This is a genomic window from Pannonibacter sp. SL95, assembly GCF_026672425.1.
In the GTDB taxonomy this organism is placed as follows: domain Bacteria; phylum Pseudomonadota; class Alphaproteobacteria; order Rhizobiales; family Stappiaceae; genus Pannonibacter.
Genome location: NZ_JAPPRC010000003.1, coordinates 1,274,337 through 1,294,863, shown reverse-complemented (window position 1 = coordinate 1,294,863; position 20,527 = coordinate 1,274,337). Strand labels below are relative to the sequence as shown.

Below are 20,527 nucleotides of genomic sequence, written 5' to 3'. Positions count from 1 at the left end.
CCGAACCCCTGATCAAGGTGAGGGCGACCGGAGAAGCCGCCCCCACGCTAGCGTGTGCCTTAACGGATCATGCCCAATGCGGCGTTCAGCATTTCGTCGGCCGAGGTGACGACCTTGGAGTTGGCCGAATAGGCCTGCTGGGTAATGATCAGCTTGGAGAACTCAGCCGCGATGTCGGCGTTGGAGGCCTCATAGCTGTTGGACAGGACAGAACCGCCTTCACCGAACACCGGAACGCCGGAAAGTGGCGTCGCAGCAAATGCGGCGCCATCAACGCGGCGCAGGTTGTGCTCAGCGCTGAAGGTCGCGATCGGGATCTCGTAGACCGCGAGCTGCTGCTGGTTCGAGTAGGACGCAGTCACCCGGCCAGCGGCGTCAATCGTGACGCCGACGACCTGACCAGCCGCGTATCCGTCCTGCTTCAGGTCGACAGACGTCGCCAAGCCCTTCAGGTCAGCGTACTGGGTCAGGGTATTGTTCTTGAAGGTGAGCTGGATGTTGCCTGCGTTCACACCGCCAACCGTGAGGCTGTCGATGGTGAACCCGGCGCCACCAGGTGCCAGCGTGTTCGGCGCCTGCGGCGTCAGCACGTCCATCTTGCCAGCCGCGGTGAATGTGACCTGACCGATGCGGTTCCACATCACATCGGCGGGGGCTGCAGTCGCCGCATCCCTGCCCGCAGAATAGTAAGCATTCCAGGTGTTCGCTGAAGTCTGTGCCCATCGAACTTCGACGTTGATCGGCGCACCGTTCGCGTCATAGCCGGTGATGGCCTGACCGGAAATCGACGAATCGAGGAAATCCTGCAGATCCGCGTTGGTGATGTTGGAGGTCGCCGTGATCCCACCCGACGTATCAAGGAACTGGCTGCCGGGAACGGTCTTGTCAGCGTTCCTCGTCAACGGATAGGTCGGCAGGTTGGCCTGATACCGGATCTCCGAGGTGGCTTTTGCCGCCATCGGTGTTTTCGGGATCTGGATAACGGTTGCGCTGTCGCCGACCGCATTGCCCGTCAGCGGATCAAGCTTGTACCCCTTGAGGTAATAGCCGGCGCTGTTGACCAGGAAGCCGTTCTCATCCAGCTCGAAATCGCCGGCGCGCGAATAGAACTCGGCATCGGCGAAGGTCGTCTGACCGTCGATGACGTCGCTGGCTTCGGTCACGACGAAGTAGCCCTTGCCATTGATGGCAAGGTAGGTGTCGACCTGAGACGCGACGATCGCACCTGAGACCGTGTTGGTCGCGCGGGATGTAGCAAGCGTCGTTCCGGACACCTGCTTGCCCTGCACCGCGCCACCGCTCGACACGAGGTCAGAGAAGGTGGTGTCGAGCCGCTTGTAGCCAATCGTCTGGGAGTTGGCGACGTTACCCGAAATGTTCTCCAGCGCCTTTGACTGAGCCGCAAGGCCCGAAGTCGCCGCATTGATAGCCCCGTAAATACTCATTCCGCTTCCTCTTGAACTCTCGAACAGGAATGGCCCTGCCCCTCCCTCGCAAGGCGCGTGCCAGCCTTGAATCACAGGATAAGCGTCTGTTTTTTCGGCACTTTCTTGAAAAATAGCCTAGCAGGACAATCAGTCCTGACCAGCCCAAAACTGCCGAGCGGCGGCAAAAGATGCCGGGCAACACGGAAAAAGCAGCCCTGCCGGCAAGACTTGCGTGGTGCCGACCAGCGCCCTACTCTCCAGCCCGACAAGAGCGGAGCAGATGCTGACATGCGTTTTGAAGGGACCACGAGCTACATCGCCACTGAGGACCTGCGGGTTGCCGTCAACGCCGCCGTTGCCCTTCAGAGGCCCTTGCTGGTCAAAGGAGAGCCTGGAACCGGAAAGACGGTTCTGGCCCATGAAGTCGCCGCCGCACTCGGCGCGCCGCTGCTGGAATGGCATGTGAAGTCGACGACCAAGGCGCAGCAGGGTCTCTATGAGTATGATGCCGTCTCGCGACTGCGCGACAGCCAGCTTGGCGACGAGCGCGTCAAGGACATCCGCAATTACATCCGTAAGGGCAAACTGTGGGACGCCTTCGTCAGTGACGTGCGACCAGTGCTGCTGATCGATGAGGTGGACAAGGCGGACATCGAGTTCCCGAACGACTTGCTTCAGGAACTCGACCGGATGGAGTTCTTCGTCTACGAGACCGGCGAGACGATCAAGGCCCGGCAACGCCCTGTGGTGATCATCACCTCGAACAACGAAAAGGACCTGCCGGACGCTTTCCTGCGCCGCTGCTTCTTCCACTACATCAAGTTCCCTGACCGCGAGACCATGACCGAAATCGTCGCGGTCCACTTCCCGGGGCTGAAGGAAAAGCTGCTGCGCGAGGCGCTGTCGCTGTTCTACGACATTCGCGATGTGCCGGGCCTCAAGAAGAAGCCGTCCACCTCCGAACTGCTGGACTGGATCAAGCTGCTGCTCAACGAGGACATCGACCCGGCACTGCTGCGGGAAAAGGATCCCAAGCGGCTGATCCCGCCACTGCATGGCGCGTTGCTCAAGAATGAGCAGGACGTCCATCTGTTCGAGCGGCTTGCCTTCATGGCGCGTCGCGAGCAACGATAGGTCATGAATCGTTGGTCCAGTCCTTGGCGCCCGGCCTCGCTGACATTCGGTGTTGTCGCCGCGCTCGTCGCGAACTCCGCTTCGCCCGTGGCGCAGACGGCTGCCCCGAAGGTGCAGAGCGAGTACGAAGCTGGCTGGGTCAACGACGCGCTCGGCATGCGGCATTTTTCTGGCCTCAGCTGCCCCAACCGCCTGGGAGACCTCACCCGGACCAAGGTGCTGGCAGCGGCTCGAACCCGGCTCGCCGGATGTATCTATTCGTCCGAGCAAGGGCTGCAGATCGTCGTCCGGCAGCATGCGCCTGACACCGGGCCGGTCGAGGCGCAGCGCTTTGCCGCCTCATACCAGGCGGCGGGCTTTGCACCGGTGCGGCTGAGCGGTGTTTCCAGCCAGGGCATCACATTTCGCACAGGCGGGACGGAGGAGCGTGCGCTGCTCGAAACGTTCTGGCATCTGAAGGGCCGCTCGTCGGACTATTCGCTCTGGATTTCCTACACCCTGCCCGAGCACGAGAACCTGGTCGAACCGGCGTACATGGAGCTCAGGGACCAGCTTGCACGTCTGAAATGACGGGGGCACTTGGCTTCGCGTCGCGACCGCGGCGGGACCGCCATTCCCCTGCCCGATCCATGGCGCGCATCTGCCAGTAGTGCAGCTGAGTGGCCGCTCGTCCCAACGGCCCACCACCCCAGCGCAGGCCAAAGGGCGTGAACAGACGCCAGCGGTCATCCTGTTCCGTGATCGCCGACGCGATCAGCTGCCCCGCCATCGCGGTGGTGTTGAGGCCGTGGCCGCCGAAAGCAGTCGCCACCCAAAGTCCCTGCTTGATCTGGCCAAGCAAGGGCATCTTGTGACGCGCGTAGCCCATCAACCCCGACCAAGCGTAGTCAACCTTGAAGGATCCCAGCTGCGGGTAGATGCGCTGGATGTCCTGACGCAACATATCGGCAAGACGAGCCGGCTCCGCCCGGCGTGTGGTGATCCGTCCGCCCCAGAGCAGCCGATCTCCACCGACGATGCGATAGTAGTCGCCGGCCCGGCGCGTGTCGGACAGGCAGCCGCGAAACCGGATGATGTCGGCCAGTCGCTCGCCGAGGGGTTCGGTGGTGATCACGTAAGTGGCGACAGGCAGCACCGCCCGATCCACCGGGCGGTAAGTCTGGTTGAGGACACCATAGGCGCTGGTTGCCAGAACCACCTGTTCGCAGTGAACCACGCCGCGATCCGTCTCGACGCGCCAGCCCGCGCCTACATTGGCAATTCGCGATACCGGACTGGCTTCGAAGATCCAGACACCGGCTGCGCGGCAGCGGTTGGCCATCAGATCGGTATAGGCGACCGGATCGATGTGAAACGCCGCAGGATCATGGAGGCCGCCAAAATAGGCCGACGTGGCGAGAACCTCGCAAACGGCCTCGCGGCTCCAGACGTCCAGCTTGCAGCCGTAGCTTTCGGCCATCCGCTCCTGGCGGCGCTGCAGCCTGTCGCCAGGCGACGTGCGCACGAGGCTGAGACCGCCGCGTCCTCCGACGATGTCGCGGCGATTGGCCGACACGATGGTCTCGGCGATGTATTGAACACCGAGGCGCGAGAGGTCGAACAGCGCCCGGGAATCGGCAGGCCCGACCTGTGCTTCCAGGGCATCGAGACCCTCGGCAAATCCGCAGGAGACAAAGCCGGCGTTGCGACCGGATGCACCCCAGCCAACCCGGTCCGCTTCCAGAACGAGCACCCGCCGGCCCCGGCGCGCCAGCTCGAACGCCGTCGTCAAACCGGCCAGCCCGGCACCGATTACACAGATTTCAGCGTGGGCGCGCCCATCCAGTCCGATAACGCTGGCAGCAGCGTCCCGACGTTCGTGGCGATAAAATGATGCGACATGTTCATGTGGAACGGACATGAAACCCCAACCATTCGCCTCACCCAATCCGGTCGTATTCAATCCAGTCCAGCGCAGCAACAGAAAAAAAAGTTACGCAAGGTAATAAATAGAAATTTCAGTGTTAACTATATAGCAGAATACTGCGACTTTGATTCAAGATTAGACAGTTCAGCAGATTTCAATTTGAACCGTTCCAAGCTGCATCGCGAGGAGCAACAGTCTTCCGCCTGCGCTTGGGATGCCAATTGTAGGCGTCAGGTGGAACCCCAATGCCGTCAGGAGCGCGATCTGCTATGGGTGGACGACCACAAGGGAGACGCTGATGCGCACACTCATTCTGTATCGCCACGCCAAGTCCGACTGGAGTGATCCGGCGATTGCGGACCATGACCGCTGGCTTGCACCGCGTGGAGAGGACGCCGCCAGACGAATGGCGGCCTGGATCGAGGCCGAGCAACTGTTGCCGGACCTGATCCTGTGCTCGACTGCCTTGCGCACCCGGTTGACCTTGCAGGCGCTGCTGCCGGTGCTCGGAACGCACTGCGAAATCCGCTTGATGCCGGAGATCTACGCCGCCAGCGAAAGCGACTATGTCGATTTGCTGCGCGCGCAAGGCGGATCGGCCGAAACAGTGATGCTGATTGCGCATAATCCGGCGATCCATGACACCGCGCGTGAACTCGTCGCAGAGGGCGACGCGGATGCCCTGCATGCGCTGACCGAAAAATTCCCGACGGCAGCGCTGGCGATCATCGAGGTGCCTTGCGACAGCCTCTCCGGGCTGTTGCCGCAAAGCGGGCGGCTGGTGCGGTTCGTCCGGCCACGCGATCTCAGCTGAGGGTATCAAGACGGCGGCCGGGGCAGAGCGAAACCTGGCGGGTGGACACAGCAACTGTTGTAGCGCTCCCCCCGGCTTCCTACATCCGGCATGAGACAAGGATGCCGCAATGAAACTGACTGCCCTCGCCGATGAAGCCCTGCTCGCCCTCGAAAACCTTGCAGGCACAGCCGGTGACCTCGGCGTTCCCAGCTTGCGGCTCGGCGTCACCGGCCTTGCCCGGGCAGGCAAGACCGTGTTCATCACGGCCCTGGTGCACAATCTTCTGCACGGCGGCCGCCTGCCGCTGTTCGATGCCGCCGCTGGCCGGCGCATTTCGGCCACCTCGCTGCAGCCCCAGCCCGACGATGCGGTCCCCCGGTTTGACTACGAGTCCCATGTGGCCGCGCTGATCAACGAGCGGATCTGGCCACAGTCGACCCGGCAGGTTTCCGAACTGCGACTGACAATCGACTACGAATCCGCCTCGTTCCTGAACCGGACCCTCGGGCGTGGCCGGCTTCACCTCGATATCGTCGACTATCCGGGCGAATGGCTGCTCGACCTTCCGCTGCTTGCCAAGGACTTCCGCACGTTTTCCGACGAAGCGCTGCGTCTTGCCCGCGCGCCCGGCCGCCAGACGCTCGCAGCCGACTATCTCGACATCCTCTCTCGCCTGGACATCAACGCTCCGGAGAACGAGGGCGACGCCCGGGCTCTCGCAAAGGCCTTCACCGCTTATCTTGCGGCCTGCCGGGCTGATGATCATGCGCTGTCGATGTTGCCCCCCGGACGCTTCCTGATGCCGGGCGACATGGATGGCTCACCGGCCCTCACCTTCGCGCCACTCGATCTGGCCAATGCCACGACTACCGCGCCGCAAGGATCGCTCCGCGCGATGATGGAACGGCGGTATGAGGCCTACAAGAAGCATGTCATCCGCCCGTTCTTCCATGATCACTTCGCCCGCCTCGACCGGCAGATCGTGCTCGTTGATGCCTTGCAGGCCTTGAACGCAGGCCCGGCAGCGCTGCGTGACCTGGAGACGGCGCTTGGCCAGGTGCTGACCTCGTTCCTCCCGGGCCGCTCCAGCTGGCTCTCATCGATCCTGACCCGCCGGATCGACCGCATCCTGTTTGCAGCGACCAAGGCCGACCACTTGCACCGGGATGACCACGACCGGCTGGAAGCCATCCTGCGCCGGCTCGTCGCGCGCGGCATCGAGCATGCCGAATTTCGTGGAGCCGAAGTGGAGGTTCTGGCGCTGGCGGCTGTTCGCGCAACGCGTGAGGCAACCGTGCGCCATGCCGGCGAGGAACTGCCGGCAATCCTCGGCACACCGCTGCCGGGTGAGACGGTCAACGGCGACCACTATGATGGGCGAACTGAAATCGCCATGTTTCCCGGGGACTTACCGAAGGATCCGGACTCACTTTTCGAGCCGCTTGACTCAGAATCATCACCTTCAGAGCTTGAGGCTGAATCAGAACATCACCGCCTTCAGACGGAGGTTGCGGACGGGAATGCCTTGCGCTTTGTCCGGTTCCGCCCGCCCGTCCTTGAGCGCACGGCGGAGGGGCTGACCCTGTCCCTGCCGCATATCCGGCTCGACCGTGCCATCAACTTCCTGATCGGAGACCGGCTCGCATGACCGACGACAGCCGCAAGCCGCGCCGCCCGACCGCCTTCAAGCTGGACGATGCCAATGTGCGTTTCGAAGACGGAACGCTCGGCACCCCGCTGCGCAATGAGGCCCGCATCATCCCGGCAGCCGCCGACGTTGACGAGGTGCCGCCCAGTCTGGCGCAGCCTGCGAAGGGAATGCGCTTCGGCCGCTGGCTGCTGGCCGGCCTTGGCGGCCTTGCAAGCCTGGCCATCGGCCTTGCCATCGACAGCTTGATCCGTGACCTGTTCGCCAGAACCGACTGGCTCGGCTGGGCTGGCCTTGGCCTCGTTGTATTGGCGGTACTTGGACTGGTCGGACTGACGGTTCGTGAACTGGCCGGGCTTGCACGCCTTCGCCGCATCGACAGGCTGCGCGAGGCGATGGCCGCCGCGGCAGAGGCTGATGATGTGCGCGCGGCCAAAGCCGCCATTGGCGAGCTGATCGGTCTTTATGCCGACCGGCCGGAGATGGCCCGTGGACGCGCCGCCATGAAGGGGCACCTGGCCGAGGTAATCGACGGCCGTGACCTGATCCTGCTCGCCGAACGGGAACTGCTCGCCCCGCTGGATGCAGCGGCTCGCCGGATCGTCACGGACAGCGCCAAGCGCGTGTCCTTGATCACGGCTGTCAGCCCGCGCGCTGCGCTCGACCTGATCGTCGTCCTGGCGGAGAACATCCGCATCATCCGCAGGCTCTCGGCGCTCTATGGCGGGCGTCCGGGCACACTGGGCTTCATCCGGCTGGCGAAAGAGGTCGCAGGCCATCTGGCGGTGACCGGCGGAATGGCCGCAGGTGACAGCCTCATCTCGCAGTTTCTCGGCCACGGACTGGCGGCAAGGCTCTCCGCACGGCTGGGCGAGGGCGTCATTAACGGACTGCTGACGGCCCGCATTGGCGTGGCCGCCACAGACATCTGCCGCCCGGCCCCGTTCCTTGGTACCAAGGGACCAAGGATCCAGGACTTCCTTGCCGAGCTGACCCGGTCCGAGCCGAAGGATACGGCCACGCAGTGACCCACCACCAAAGCTGACAGCCATGACTGGCTGGCATGACCGGCATGTGATTTTGATCAAGAGCCTGTTTGTGTTTGCCTGCTAATCTTCCCGCAACGGAATTCATTGCGTTGGAGGAGCGGCATGGCAGACGAAAACAGCACAACAGGCAGCACGGCAGGATCCAAGGCGACGCCCCGGACACCGCGCCGGTCGAAAGCCGCGGTTGCCGCGCCTCAGGTCGACGCTGTCACCCTGAGCACAAGCGACGCTGTAGCCGGCACGAGTGCCGAACAAGGGGCTGCGCCGGAGGCCAATGCCGTCATCCCTCCGATTGCTGCCGCGCCAGCGCCTGTAGTGGAACACAGGCCCAGCATCGCGGCCATGCGCCACGATCCGGCAACGATCCACCAGATCTTCGAGAGCGGCGAGTATCCCTATGCCTCACGCATGCGATCCGACCCCTATGAGAAACGCAAGGCGAAGCTGCAGGCTGAGCTTCTGAAGGCACAACGCTGGATCAAGGAAACCGGACAACGGGTGATCATCCTGTTCGAAGGCCGTGACGCTGCCGGCAAGGGCGGCACCATCAAGCGCTTCATGGAACACCTCAATCCGCGCGGCGCGACCGTGGTTGCTTTGCAGAAGCCAACCGAGCGCGAGGCAACGCAGTGGTACTTCCAGCGCTACATCCAGCACCTTCCCTCTGCCGGCAGAAATGGTGCTGTTCGACCGGTCCTGGTACAACCGGGCCGGCGTCGAGCGCGTCATGGGGTTCTGCACCGCCAGCCAGTATCTGGAATTCATGCGCCAGTGTCCGGAATTCGAACGCATGCTGGTGCGGGACGGGGTCCGGTTGTTCAAATACTGGTTCTCGGTCACCCAGGAAGAACAGCGAAAGCGCTTCACCGAACGCCAGACAGATCCGCTGAAGCAGTGGAAGCTCTCCCCGATCGACCTTGCGTCACTCAACAAGTGGGACGACTACACCGAGGCCAAGGAGGCAATGTTCTTCTATACCGACACGGCGGATGCGCCCTGGACCATCGTGAAATCCGATGACAAGAAGCGCGCGCGTCTCAACTGCATGGAGCATTTCCTCAGTTCCCTGCCCTATCCCGACAAGGATCATCATCTGGTCGGGACACCGGATCCGCTGATCGTCGGCGCGGCGCATCACGTGATTGGCCAGAGCACGCATATCCTCGGCAAGAAGCTGCATCCGGAGCTGAAGTCCGGCGACACCGGCGGCTGAGAGGGAACCAACGCCGACCGGGCCAGCCCCTCGACAAGCCGGGCGGGCCCGCCTACCTTCAAGATATGTTCATCACCTTCTTCACTGAGCTGAAGGGGGCCGGCGTTCCGGTTTCCTTGCGCGAATATCTGGACCTGATGCGGGCTCTGGAACTCGACCTTGCCGGACGCAAGGTCGAGGATTTCTACTATCTCGCCCGCACGGCGCTGGTGAAGGATGAGTCGCATCTCGACCGCTTTGACCGGGTGTTCGGGCATGTCTTCAAGGGCCTCGACCTGATGAGCGAGGCCCCGGGTGCCGAGATCCCGGAAGACTGGCTGCGCAAGCTGGCCGAGAAGCACCTCAGCGAAGAAGAAAAAGCCCTCATCGAAAGCCTCGGCGGCTTCGAGAAGCTGATGGAAACGCTGAAGCAGCGGCTGGAAGAACAGAAGGAGCGCCACCAGGGCGGCAACAAGTGGATCGGCACGGCCGGGACATCTCCCTTTGGTGCTTACGGCTACAACCCGGAAGGCGTGCGCATCGGCCAGAAGGAAAGCCGCCATCGCCGCGCGGTCAAGGTCTGGGACCAGCGCGAGTTCAAGGATCTCGACGACAGCGTCGAAATCGGCACGCGCAACATCAAGGTGGCGCTTAAGCGGCTGCGCAAGTTCGCCCGCACCGGTGCAGCCGACGAACTGGATCTCGATGACACGATCCGGTCGACCGCCCACAAGGGCATGCTGGACGTCAAGATGCGGCCCGAGCGGCGCAACGCGGTGAAAGTGCTGCTGTTCTTCGACATCGGCGGCTCTATGGATGATCATATCCGCGTCTGCGAGGAACTGTTTTCAGCGGCGCGGTCCGAGTTCAAGGTCATGGAGCATTTCTACTTCCACAATTGCCTCTACGAGCATGTGTGGAAGGAAAACCGCCGCCGCCATTCCGAGCGGCTGCCGACGATGGACGTGCTGCACAAGTATCCTGCCGACTACAAGGCGATCTTTGTCGGCGACGCCTCGATGAGCCCATACGAGATCGCCTATCCCGGCGGCTCGGTGGAACACTGGAACGAAGAGCCGGGCAGCGCCTGGATGCAGCGGGTGCTGAACATCTATCACCGCTCGGCCTGGCTAAACCCGGTGCCGGAACAGCACTGGGACTACACCCACTCCATCCGCATGATGCGCGAGCTGATGGGTGGGCGGATGTATGGCCTGACGCTGGAAGGCCTGACCGACGCCATGCGCGACCTCGCCCGCTGAACCAGCCCGGCTGCAACCTCCTGCATCTGGAGATCGGCCCAGGCAGAGGTGTCAGCCTCCGCCCGGGGTTGGGCGCTTACTTGGTCGGCCGGAGCACCATCACCGAACAGGTCGAGTGCCGGACGATCTTGGCCGCATTGGAACCAAGCAGATAGGTCGACAGGTCCGGGCGATGGGATTCCATCACGATCAGGTCGGCGCCCGTCTCTTTCGCTTCTTCGATGACCTCATGATAGATCGATCCAACCCGCACGGAGACGGCGACCTTGTCCTTCGGCAGGCCAAGCCCGTGCGCCAGATCATCCAGCATCGCGCGGGTATCGGAGATCGCCTTTTCCTCGAAATCGGCCGGCAAATAGCTGGCGACAAAGCCCTGCGAATGGGCGAGCACGGCGACCAGATGCAGGCGGCTGCCATAGTCACGGGCAAAGCGGCTGGCCGCATCCAGCGCGGGGGCGGAGAATTTCGGTTCGCCCGGATCCACCGGCACGACAATCGTCTTGAACATCAATCCCTCCTCTAAGGTACTGCGGGGCAAACAGTTGCACTCCCTGCAAGGACTGACGTTGAGATGGATCAAGATCTCGCAACAGTATCGAAATATCGACCGGGCGTGACGCCGAATGCCTTGCGGAACGTGGATACGAAGGCACTTGGACCTTCGTAGCCGAGGCGGAAGGCGACATCCGACACGCTGTCACCGGAGGCGAGCAGTTCCAGCGCCCGGAACAGTTTCGCTTGCCGGCACCAGCTGCGGTAGGAGAGCCCGGTCTCGGCCTGGATGCGCCGTTCGAAAGAGCGGACCGACAGGGCACATGCAGCAGCGGCATCGGCAAGTACAGGCGCCTTTGCCGGATCCTGCACGATCGCCTCGCACACCCCGCGCAAACGCCCTTCAACGGGTAATGGCAGCTCCAGTCCCTGCGCCGGAAGCAGGTCAAGCTGGTCCAGAATGACCTCGCCAATCCGGGCCGCGGGGCCGGAAACCGTCTGGGCGCGCGGATAGGTCATGTAGGCGAGGATCAGTTCGCGCAGCAGCGCGGTCATCTGCAGGATCCTGGGTTCCTGCGGCAGGCGGGCTGCCACGCTGCGGCTGATGTAGAGGTAGCGCACTTCCGACTGTGTGAGATAGCGCGTCTCATGCGCAAATCGGGGCGGCATCCAGACCGCCCGCTCCGGCGGCACGAAGAAGGTGCCCCGCTCCGTGTCGATGGCTAGGGATCCGCGCACGACATGGAACAGCTGCGCAGCATCGTGGCAATGGAGGAGTGTCACCTCGCCCGCCGTTTCCTGCGTCGTATAGGCGTAGATCGGTGACAGCACGGGGCCGTCCGGCAACCGGTGCAACTCGGGATGAATGGCCATGCCGCTCCCCGCGTTTTGGCAAGTCAGCGACATATGATGACAAAACGACGCTAACGCGCAAGGCGCACAAGGCGATAATTAAGAGAGAACTGGACCGTACCGTACGGTTCGCAACCTCTGTCGCCGCGCGGCCCGACCTGACCGGACAGGCCCACAAGCTACCTCACACGGGTTCCTTCACATGAGTTACTTCACACGCGCCAGCGACCCGATGACCGCCACCGGCTGGCGCTCGCCGCTCGTGCTGCTGATGGTGATGGCCGGCGCGATGCAGCTGTCCTTCGCCGGCTGGTGGAACCTGGTCAACAATTTCGCAGTCCAGGAACTGCAGTTCACCGGACGGGAAATCGGCATCCAGCAGTCAATCCGCGAGATCCCGGGGTTCCTTGCCTTTACCGCCGTGTATCTACTGCTGCTGATGCGCGAGCAGACGCTGGCCTATGTTTCGCTCGCCTGCCTCGGTATTGGCGTGGCGGTGACGGGCTACTTCCCGACTGCATTCGGTTTCTATGTGACGACGCTGTTGATGTCGGTCGGCTTCCACTACTACGAGACCATGGCGCAGTCCCTGTCGATGCAGTGGCTGCCCAAGCAGACGGCCGCGGCGGGCATGGGCAAGATCCTCGCCGTCGGCGCCTTTGCCCAGCTGATCGCCTATTCCCTGATCCTGCTTGGCTGGAAGACCTTCGGGCTGACGTTCGAGACCGTATTCCTGATCTCCGGCGCGACCACCATCGTGGCGCTTGCGGCCCTGTTGATCATCTTCCCGAAGTTCCGAGAAGGTGTGCCGCAGCACAAGAAGCTGATCCTGCGCAAGCGTTACTGGCTGTACTACGCCTTGACCTTCATGGCCGGCGCGCGGCGGCAGATTTTCACGGTGTTCGCCGGGTTCCTGATGGTCGAACGCTTCGGCTATGACGTGCACGAAGTCGCCGGGCTGTTTCTGATCAATGGAGCGGTCAACATGCTGATCGCACCCAAGATCGGACAGATGATCGGGCGCATCGGCGAAAGACGCGCCATGGCGATCGAATACAGCGGGCTGTTCCTGGTGTTCGTCGGATATGCCTTCGTCTCGGACGCGACGGCGGCGGCCGCACTCTATGTGATCGACCACATGTTCTTTGCCATCGCGATCGCCATGAAGACGTATTTCCAGAAGATCGCCGATCCGGCCGACATCGCACCGACGGCCGGCGTCGCCTTCACGATCAACCACATCGCGGCGGTGTTCATCCCGGTGGTGTTCGGGCTGCTGTGGCTGATTTCACCCGCAGCCGTTTTCCTGGCCGGTGCCGCGATGGCGCTGTGCAGTCTCGCCCTGTCGCGACTGGTTCCCCTTGCCCCGGATGTGGGCCATGAAGTTGTCCTGCCCTGGAGCAGCACGCCCGCCCGACCGGCGGAGTGAGGGTTGGACACACGAAAACGCCCGCGTCTCCCAGCGCGGGCGTTTTCTCTATTCCAGGGGCCGCGCCAGCAGTGACAGCTGGCTCAATCAGGCCTGGCGTTCGGGCACATGCACGACGATGCCGTCGAGCGCGTCGGACATCTTGATCTGGCAGGACAGGCGCGACGTCGGGCGGACATCATAGGCGAAGTCCAGCATGTCCTCTTCCATCGGCTCCGGGCTGTCGGCCTTCGCCATCCAGGCCTCGTCGACATAGACATGACAGGTGGCGCAGGCGCAGGCGCCGCCACACTCGGCCTCGATGCCGGGAACCATGTGCTTGATGGCGCTTTCCATGACGGTGGCGCCTGCAGCGGCGTCAACCTCGTGGCGCGAGCCGTCTGCGGAAACGAAAGTGATGTGAGGCATGAAAACGCGTCCGTCCGATAAGAAAAGTCTGACCTTCCCGAGATAACGGTTCACGGCAAAAGGTCAAGCAAGCTTGCTGCCGCAGCCGAAGGTGCCGCGGCTTGGCGGATCAGCGCAGCAGCTGGTGCCGGATGTAGTCGCAGGTTTCCTCGACCAGGCTGACGAGGGTCAGGAGCGCGGGGCCCTCGCCAGCGCGCAGCTCTTCCTCGACGGTCTCGCAGACATCCGCAAGTCGGCCTGCCCCAATCGCCCGGGCCGAGCCCTTGAGGGTATGAACGTGGTCGGCCGCTTCAACTGTCGCGCTGGCCTCGGCGATGCGGCTGATCAGCATCTGGGACTGCGACAGGAACAGCCGCAGCACCTCCTGTTCAAGCTCGGCATTGCCAAAGGTACTGACGGCCAGGACGGTTCGGTCGACTGGGGCGACTGGACCATAGCGTTCCCGGCTCATGTCCGCCTCGGCCTCGGCAGAAGGGGCCATCTGATTCTCCCGGCGACGGCTGGACGCAAACTGCGCGAACAGCAAACAAGCAGAATGTTTAGAACAATTTGCGCCCGGTTCCGGAAATTCGGGGTTAAGAAATGGCCGCCCCGACTGTGCAGACGGGCAACTCTCCCCAACAAAGTGAATCTTTGGTTAACGCGACTTAACAATACCCGTAAAACGAGTCTCGCGGCGCAGCATGCCTGTCCTGACGAGGCTCCAGACAGCGCTTGAATTCGTCGTTTCAGACCGCATCAGTGCCCGCATCACCCGCCACTCCGGCGACAGCCCGACCGTCATCCGCCAGACGGCACACAAGCCAGTCAGGCTTAATTGGATTGAAAAACCAAGGCTCTGCCCATCCGGCAGCAATGCACGCGCGGATGGTTCTGGGGGAGACCTGCCGCCCTGCCTCGTCAAAAAGCGGGAGCTTGCCGCCGGCCTGATCGAGCCCCCGGCGCAGCCATCGCAACTGCACAAGCGTAGGGCGAAGATGCCTCCCGCCCTGCTCTCCGCTCTCGCGAAAAGAGGCATTGTTGCGGGATTTTACGCTGCGTTCCGGCATGGCTCCAGCCCCTCGAGAGACCTGATGCATAACGGCGTTTCTTGTTCCTTAACGCGGATTGTGCCATTAGATTGAGTAATGCGGCAAGGTGGGGAAAAGGCTGTCCGGCGATGCGGCGGACAGCAGATGCGGCGGCACCCGGCCTTGCTTCACCCCATGCGGCGACCGTCAGCCAAGTTGGCTGGCTCAACGTTGCAGGGACCGTGTTCGGTGGCTTCGGCCCCCGACTTGTAATGCGTACGGATGTGAGGCGATCCAAGATGGCAAATCCCCCGAAGGTGAAAGATCCTGCGGAAGCGGCTCTGTCCGCTGTCGAAGAGGCGCTGAAGCTTGACTTCGGCGGCCCGGACAAGGCGGCAGCCAATGGCGACGATGCGACCCGTGATGGCGCGCGCGCTGCCCTCGGCGAAGCTCTGGCGGAAAAGCCGGCTCTTGGAACAGGCGAGCGCACTTCGGCAAATGATGCCGGCCCCGCTGAAGGCCGTCGTGGCCGTGGCCGTGGCGGACGTCCGCCCGCCGCCAACGATGATCGCCGCAGCATCGGCAACCTGATCTTCGCCCTGCAGAGCCGCCCGTCGGCCGCCCCGTTCTGGGTCGCCCTCGCACTCAGCATTGCATGGGGTGCGATCGGCACGACCCTGGTTCTGTCCGGCTTCAGCGCGGAGATCGCCGCGCTCAACGGTGCCGGCAGCCTCGCCGCCTCCCCGGCCCTCGTTCTCTCCGGCGTCGGCATCGTTGTCCCGATCCTGTTCTTCTTCGTCATGGCCATGATGATCTGGCGCGCGCAGGAAATGCGCATTGTCGCCCGTGGCATGACCGAAGTCGCCCTGCGCCTTGCAGAACCGGAAGACATGGCCAAGGAGTCCGTGCTGTCGGTCGGCCAGGCCATTCGCCGCGAAGTTGCGGCCATGGGAGACGGCATCGAGCGCGCCATTGCCCGCGCCAGTGAACTCGAGGTTCTGGTCCACAACGAGGTGTCCTCGCTGGAGCGGTCCTACAACGACAACGAACTCAAGATCCGCGCACTGATCGACGAGCTGATCTCGCAGCGCGAGGCAATCATTGCCAACGCCGAGCGCGTCCGCGAGACGATCTCCGGTGCGCATGAAAGCTTCGCCGGCCAGCTCTCCTCGACCTCGGAAGAGATCTCGCGCACGGTCGACACCGCCACGTCGCGCCTCGTCAGCGCCGTCGAGGATCGCATCAACGACCTCACCGGTTCCGTGGACAGCCGCATCGAAGCGCTCAATTCCTCGCTCAACACCTCCGGTTCGGAACTGGTCGAGGCTCTGACCGACCGCGCGGGCGACTATGTTGCGCGTCTGACGGCTTCGGGCAGCGAAATGGTCGACAACCTGTCGCGCACCGGCAACGAGCTCTGGGAAACCCTCAGCCTGCGTGGCCAGGACGTGAACGAGCGCTTCGCCTCGACGGCGAAGGAGTTCGTCGAAACCCTGTCGATCCGTGGCAACGAGATCAACTCGACGCTGTCGCAGCGGACCCAGGAATTCACCGAAGCGCTTGACCGCACGGGTACGTCCGTCGGCGACACCATCGCGCTGCGCGGTGACGAGATCAACGCGACCCTCGCCCTCACCAGCGGTCGCCTGATCGACACCATCACCGCCCGGACGACGGAACTGATCACCACCGTCGACACCCGCGTCACCCACCTCGACAATTCGCTGAACGAAACCGGCAGCCGCGTTGTCGAGAGCATTTCCCAGCGCGGACAGCAGGTGACCGATACCATTTCGGTCAAGGGCGCCGAGATCGTCGAGACCCTGTCCGAGCGCAGCGCCGAAGTGGCGGAAATCCTGCGCGGAACCGGCGAATCCATCGTCGTCGACCTGTCGCTGCGCGGCGGCGAGATTGCTGCCAAGCTGGACGAGACATCTTCCAGCCTGACGCAGACGATCACCGTTCATGGCGGCGCACTGGCCGAGCGCCTCGGCACGATCAGCGACCGCATCGAAACCGCCATCACCGTACATGGCGAAGAGCTGGATCATCGCCTGGGTGCCCGCGGCACCGAGATGGCCCTGCTCATCGAGAGCCAGACCATCGGCTTCCGTGAGACACTTGCCGCCGCCTCGTCTGAAATCTCGACCACGCTTGGCCAGCGGACGACTGATCTGGCCCAGAAGCTGGCAGAAACCGGCACCGAACTCGCTCGCCTCATCGGCACGCGCGGCGACCGGGTCAGCACGGATATCGGCACCGTCGGTGACCGTATCGCTGCAACTCTCGACGAGCGTGGCCAGGCTCTGCAGGAAGGCCTGTCTGCCCGCCTGACGGAACTCGAGAAGATCGTTGCGGAGCGCGGCTCGCACCTGGTGCAGTCCTTCGACGGCCGGGCGCAGGTTCTCGCCCAGACGCTCGACAGCCGCCTGGAAAGCCTTGATGCAACATTCGAAACCCGTGTTGGCGGGCTCGACTCCTCGCTCGACAGCCGGATCAGCAGCCTTGACCTGACGCTGGAACAGCGCACCGCCTCGTTTGAAGCTGCGCTGGAATCCCGCACCACCTTGCTGGCCGAGGCGATCAGCACCCGGACCGAAGCCCTCAGCGACACGCTGGAGCAGAAGTCCCGCACCATCGCCGAAGTGCTCGCTGACCGGTCTGACGCGATCACCTACGAACTGTCGCGCCGCGTTGACTCCGCCGGTGAGCAGCTGGTCGAACGCGCAGAGCTTGTTGGTCAGATCATTGCCGACAAGGTCGAAGTGGCTGCCACCTCGATCGGCGAACGCGTTGAAATTGCAACGAGCATGATCGGCGAACGCGTCGATGTCGCGACGTCCCTGATCGGTGAGCGTGTTGACATCGCCGCCAGCTCGATCAGCGACAAGGCCGAACACCTTGCCCAGAGCATGGCCGCCGGCACTGAACGCATCGACCAGACCCTGGACAACCGCGCCCGCCAGATCAGCGAGACGCTGATCTCCCGCACCCGCGAAATCGCCAAGGCGTTCGTTGACGGCCAGGCGGAAATGACCAACGCCCTGGACAGCCGCCTGGACGAAGCTGGCAGCGTGCTGGCCCGCCAGAGCGCGGAACTCACCGAGTCCCTGTCCGAACGCATTGCCGAGATCAATGTCTCCCTGGGTGCCAAGGTGTTCGAAGTCGCAGAGACGCTCGACACTCGCGCAAGCCAGCTCGAGGCCGTGCTCAATGAACGTCTCACCGCCATTTCGGGCACGCTGTCCAGCGAAACCGAAAAGGCGCGCGACACGCTGACCGGTGCGATGATCGAGGCCAGCTCCGTGCTGTCCGGCGAGAGCAACCGTGTTCGCGACATGGTGCTCGAAGTTGTCGGTCAGGCCGCCACGGCTCTGGCTGACGAGCGCGAGCGCACTGTCGAGACCGTCAACGGCACCTTCACCGACGTCACCGGCAAGCTGGCTGGCGAAGGCGAACGCCTGCGGCAGCTGGTTCTGGGCGCCGTCGGCGAAGCTCGCGGCGTTCTCGTTGGCGAGAGCCAGCGCGCGGCCGACACCGTGACTTCGGCCATGTCGGAAGCCACCGGGCTTCTGTCCGGCGAAGGCACCCGCGTACGTGACCTGGTTCTCACCGCTGTCACGGAAGCCGCGCGCTCCATGGCGGCCGAGAGCGAAAAGGCACGCACGCTGTATGTCGGCACCCTGGCCGAATTCTCCGGCTCGCTGACCGGTGAAAGCGAAAAGGTCCGTTCGGACCTGTCGCGCACCATCGCGGAAATCTCCGGCAACCTGACCGCCGAAAGCGAGCACGCCCGCGTGACCCTGACCCGCACGGTCGAGGAAATGCGCAACCTGATGTCCGGCGAGGCCGACAGCGTTCGCACGCGTGTCAGCAGCGCCGTGCAGCAGGCCGCGGATCTTCTGTCCCAGCGCGGCAACACCGTCGCCAAGGAGATGCTCGACAAGGCAGCCGAGCTTAACGAGGCCTTCGGCGCGCGCAGCGGCGAGTTCGCCCGCCTTGTTGGCACGGACGGCAACGAACTGGTGAGCGCGATCGAGACGCGTGCGAGCGAGCTGACCTCGCGCGTCGGCGAGATCCACCGCGCCATTCTCGACGCCATCTCGGTCAAGGGCCGCGATGTTGCCGATACCTTCGCCCAGCACGGTCTGGAAGCGACCCGCTCGCTGGTCGACGCCGGCGAACGCATCATCACCGGGATCGACGACCGCTCGATGCGTGCCGTCTCCCTGCTCGAAAAGACCAAGCAGCAGCTTGAAGCCGATGTCTCGGCCATTCTCGACCGCCTCGACCAGTCCAATTCGACCCTGCAGGACGTCATGTCCCACGCTGGCGCGAACCTGGCCGATGTCGAGACCAACCTGGCGCGTCGTGCGGGCGAATTCCGCAACGCCGTCGACCGGGCGGTCACCGAGACGAGCGCCTCGACGAACCTCATCGATGGACAGGTCGGCGCGCTGCGCGACGTGACCACCGTGGTGCTGGCCGACATCCAGGCCCTCACCTCGCGCTTCGACCAGCAGAGCCAGAGCCTGATCTCCGCAGCGCGGCATCTGGAAGAGACCAACCGTCTGGTCGACAACCGGATCGGCGAGCGCAAGACCGCCATCGAGACCGTTGCCGACACCCTGCTGGCCAAGACCGAAACGGTCGACACGCTGATGCGCACCTTCACCAACACCCTGTCCGAAACGCTGGAAACGGCTGACGACAAGGCACGGGAAGCCGCAGGCATGCTGGCAGCCGCCGCTGAAGCGGCGTCGCGCCAGGTGGCCGAGCAGTTCGAGTCGATGCGCCTGACGGCCGGCATGGAAGGCCAGCGTGCCCGCGATGCCATCCGCACGGTGCAGGACGAGATCATGAAGGAGATGACCCGCACGGTTGCGGAAGCCTCCGAACGCTTCGGCGAAGCGGCAACGCGCATGCGCGACGTCGCCCGCGAAGTGCACATCGAGCTGGAAAGCACCCGCAAGGAGCTGAAGCAGGGCGTTCTCAACCTGCCCGAGGAAGCGGAAGAATCCACCGCCGCCCTGCGCAAGGTCGTCAACGAGCAGATCCGTGCCCTCAGCGAGCTGTCGGAGATCGTGTCGCGCCAGTCGAATGCGCTCGACATCTCCCGTCCGCAGCAGGAGCGCGTGTCAGCCTCGGCAGCTGCTCCGGCAGCCTTCCCGGCGCAGCCAGCACCGCGCCCGGCAGCTCCTGCCCGCACCGACATCGAACGGCTGCAGCCGCGCGCTGAAGCCCCGCGTCGGCAGGCGCCGCAAGACGCACCGGCTCCGGCATCTGAAACGGCTGCCAAGGGCTGGGTCAGCGATCTGCTGCGGCGTGCATCCCGCGACGAGGAAACCCCGGCTGCCCAGCCGAAGGCTCCGCGCTCGCCGTTGCACATGGTCGAGAGCCTCAACTCGCTGTCAATGGACATCGCCCGGGCGATTGACCATGAGACCTTCATTGACCTGTGGGACCGGTACAAGCGCGGCGAACGCCACGTCTTTACCCGCCGGCTCTACACGTTGCAGGGTCAGCAGACCTTCGACGAGATCCGTCAGAAGTATGGCCGCGATCCGGAGTTCCGGACTGCCGTGGACCGCTACATCGCGGACTTCGAGGCGCTGCTTGCCCAGGTCTCGCGCAATGATCGCGACAACATGCTGGGCCAGACCTACCTGACGTCGGATACGGGCAAGGTCTACACCATGCTCGCCCATGCCAGCGGACGTCTCGACTGACACCGCTCTGAACCAGACAAAATGAAAAGCCCGCCGGATCGTTCCGGCGGGCTTTTTCGTGCGATCGAGGAGGCAGAACTATGCCCTCCCCTGCCCTGGCAGCGAAAACAAAATGACCCGCCGCGATCCGCGACGGGTCATGCAGAACGATAGATCACAGATGAACTGACGTGGCCCCTTGGCGCAAACCTGT

General features: G+C 63.6%; 14 protein-coding genes and 1 pseudogene. 9 read left to right on the top strand and 6 right to left on the bottom strand.

Annotated elements, in window-relative coordinates:
• Positions 1-59: 59 nt before the first annotated feature.
• Complete coding sequence (locus OVA12_RS06650) at positions 60-1,445, bottom strand: flagellar hook protein FlgE (protein WP_268135623.1); 1,386 nt, start codon at positions 1,443-1,445, stop codon at positions 60-62.
• 270 nt (positions 1,446-1,715) lie between these two features.
• Here OVA12_RS06650 and OVA12_RS06645 point away from each other — a divergent pair, with 270 nt between their 5' ends.
• Positions 1,716-2,561: an AAA family ATPase gene (locus tag OVA12_RS06645; protein WP_268135621.1), complete on the top strand. Its 846-nt coding sequence runs from the start codon at positions 1,716-1,718 to the stop codon at positions 2,559-2,561.
• A 3-nt stretch (positions 2,562-2,564) separates the two neighbouring features.
• Positions 2,565-3,131, top strand: coding sequence for a hypothetical protein (locus OVA12_RS06640; RefSeq protein ID WP_268135619.1), 567 nt, complete (start codon positions 2,565-2,567; stop codon positions 3,129-3,131).
• Here OVA12_RS06640 and OVA12_RS06635 read toward each other — a convergent pair.
• Positions 3,103-4,461: an NAD(P)/FAD-dependent oxidoreductase gene (locus tag OVA12_RS06635; RefSeq protein ID WP_268135617.1), complete on the bottom strand. Its 1,359-nt coding sequence runs from the start codon at positions 4,459-4,461 to the stop codon at positions 3,103-3,105. The two genes, OVA12_RS06640 and OVA12_RS06635, sit on opposite strands and share 29 nt — an antisense overlap.
• 304 nt (positions 4,462-4,765) lie before the next feature.
• Here OVA12_RS06635 and OVA12_RS06630 point away from each other — a divergent pair, with 304 nt between their 5' ends.
• From OVA12_RS06630 to OVA12_RS06610, 5 genes and pseudogenes are all read left to right on the top strand, one after another.
• Complete coding sequence (locus tag OVA12_RS06630; RefSeq protein WP_268135615.1) at positions 4,766-5,281, top strand: SixA phosphatase family protein; 516 nt, start codon at positions 4,766-4,768, stop codon at positions 5,279-5,281.
• Positions 5,282-5,390: 109 nt separating this feature from the next.
• On the top strand, positions 5,391-6,911 hold the full coding sequence (locus OVA12_RS06625) for a YcjX family protein (RefSeq protein WP_268135613.1): 1,521 nt from the start codon (positions 5,391-5,393) through the stop codon (positions 6,909-6,911).
• Positions 6,908-7,939: a YcjF family protein gene (locus tag OVA12_RS06620; RefSeq protein ID WP_268135611.1), complete on the top strand. Its 1,032-nt coding sequence runs from the start codon at positions 6,908-6,910 to the stop codon at positions 7,937-7,939. Before OVA12_RS06625 ends, OVA12_RS06620 begins: the two co-directional genes overlap by 4 nt.
• A gap of 123 nt (positions 7,940-8,062) precedes the next feature.
• Positions 8,063-9,173: pseudogene (gene ppk2 / locus OVA12_RS06615) on the top strand (polyphosphate kinase 2).
• 65 nt (positions 9,174-9,238) lie between these two features.
• Entirely contained in the window at positions 9,239-10,414 is a 1,176-nt protein-coding gene (locus OVA12_RS06610) for a vWA domain-containing protein (protein WP_268135609.1), read from the top strand.
• A 76-nt stretch (positions 10,415-10,490) separates the two neighbouring features.
• Here the strand turns inward: OVA12_RS06610 and OVA12_RS06605 are convergent, their stop codons facing one another.
• Entirely contained in the window at positions 10,491-10,922 is a 432-nt protein-coding gene (locus OVA12_RS06605) for a universal stress protein (RefSeq protein ID WP_268135607.1), read from the bottom strand.
• A gap of 68 nt (positions 10,923-10,990) precedes the next feature.
• A complete protein-coding gene (locus OVA12_RS06600) occupies positions 10,991-11,779 on the bottom strand; it encodes an AraC family transcriptional regulator (RefSeq protein ID WP_268135606.1) in 789 nt (262 codons plus the stop codon).
• A gap of 181 nt (positions 11,780-11,960) precedes the next feature.
• Between OVA12_RS06600 and OVA12_RS06595 the strand changes: the two genes are divergently transcribed.
• Positions 11,961-13,187 (top strand): MFS transporter, encoded by a 1,227-nt coding sequence (locus OVA12_RS06595; protein WP_268135604.1) that lies wholly within the window; start codon positions 11,961-11,963, stop codon positions 13,185-13,187.
• Between the two features lie 87 nt (positions 13,188-13,274).
• On the opposite strand, the gene OVA12_RS06590 is transcribed toward OVA12_RS06595, so the two are convergent.
• Positions 13,275-13,595, bottom strand: a complete 321-nt coding sequence (locus tag OVA12_RS06590) for a 2Fe-2S iron-sulfur cluster-binding protein (protein ID WP_268135602.1) — start codon at positions 13,593-13,595, stop codon at positions 13,275-13,277.
• A gap of 109 nt (positions 13,596-13,704) precedes the next feature.
• Positions 13,705-14,076 carry an Hpt domain-containing protein gene (locus OVA12_RS06585; RefSeq protein WP_268135600.1) on the bottom strand — a complete coding sequence of 124 codons (372 nt, stop codon included), beginning with the start codon at positions 14,074-14,076 and terminating at the stop codon, positions 13,705-13,707.
• 828 nt (positions 14,077-14,904) lie between these two features.
• Between OVA12_RS06585 and OVA12_RS06580 the strand changes: the two genes are divergently transcribed.
• Positions 14,905-20,334 carry an antitoxin gene (locus OVA12_RS06580; protein ID WP_268135599.1) on the top strand — a complete coding sequence of 1,810 codons (5,430 nt, stop codon included), beginning with the start codon at positions 14,905-14,907 and terminating at the stop codon, positions 20,332-20,334.
• Positions 20,335-20,527: the final 193 nt, after the last annotated feature.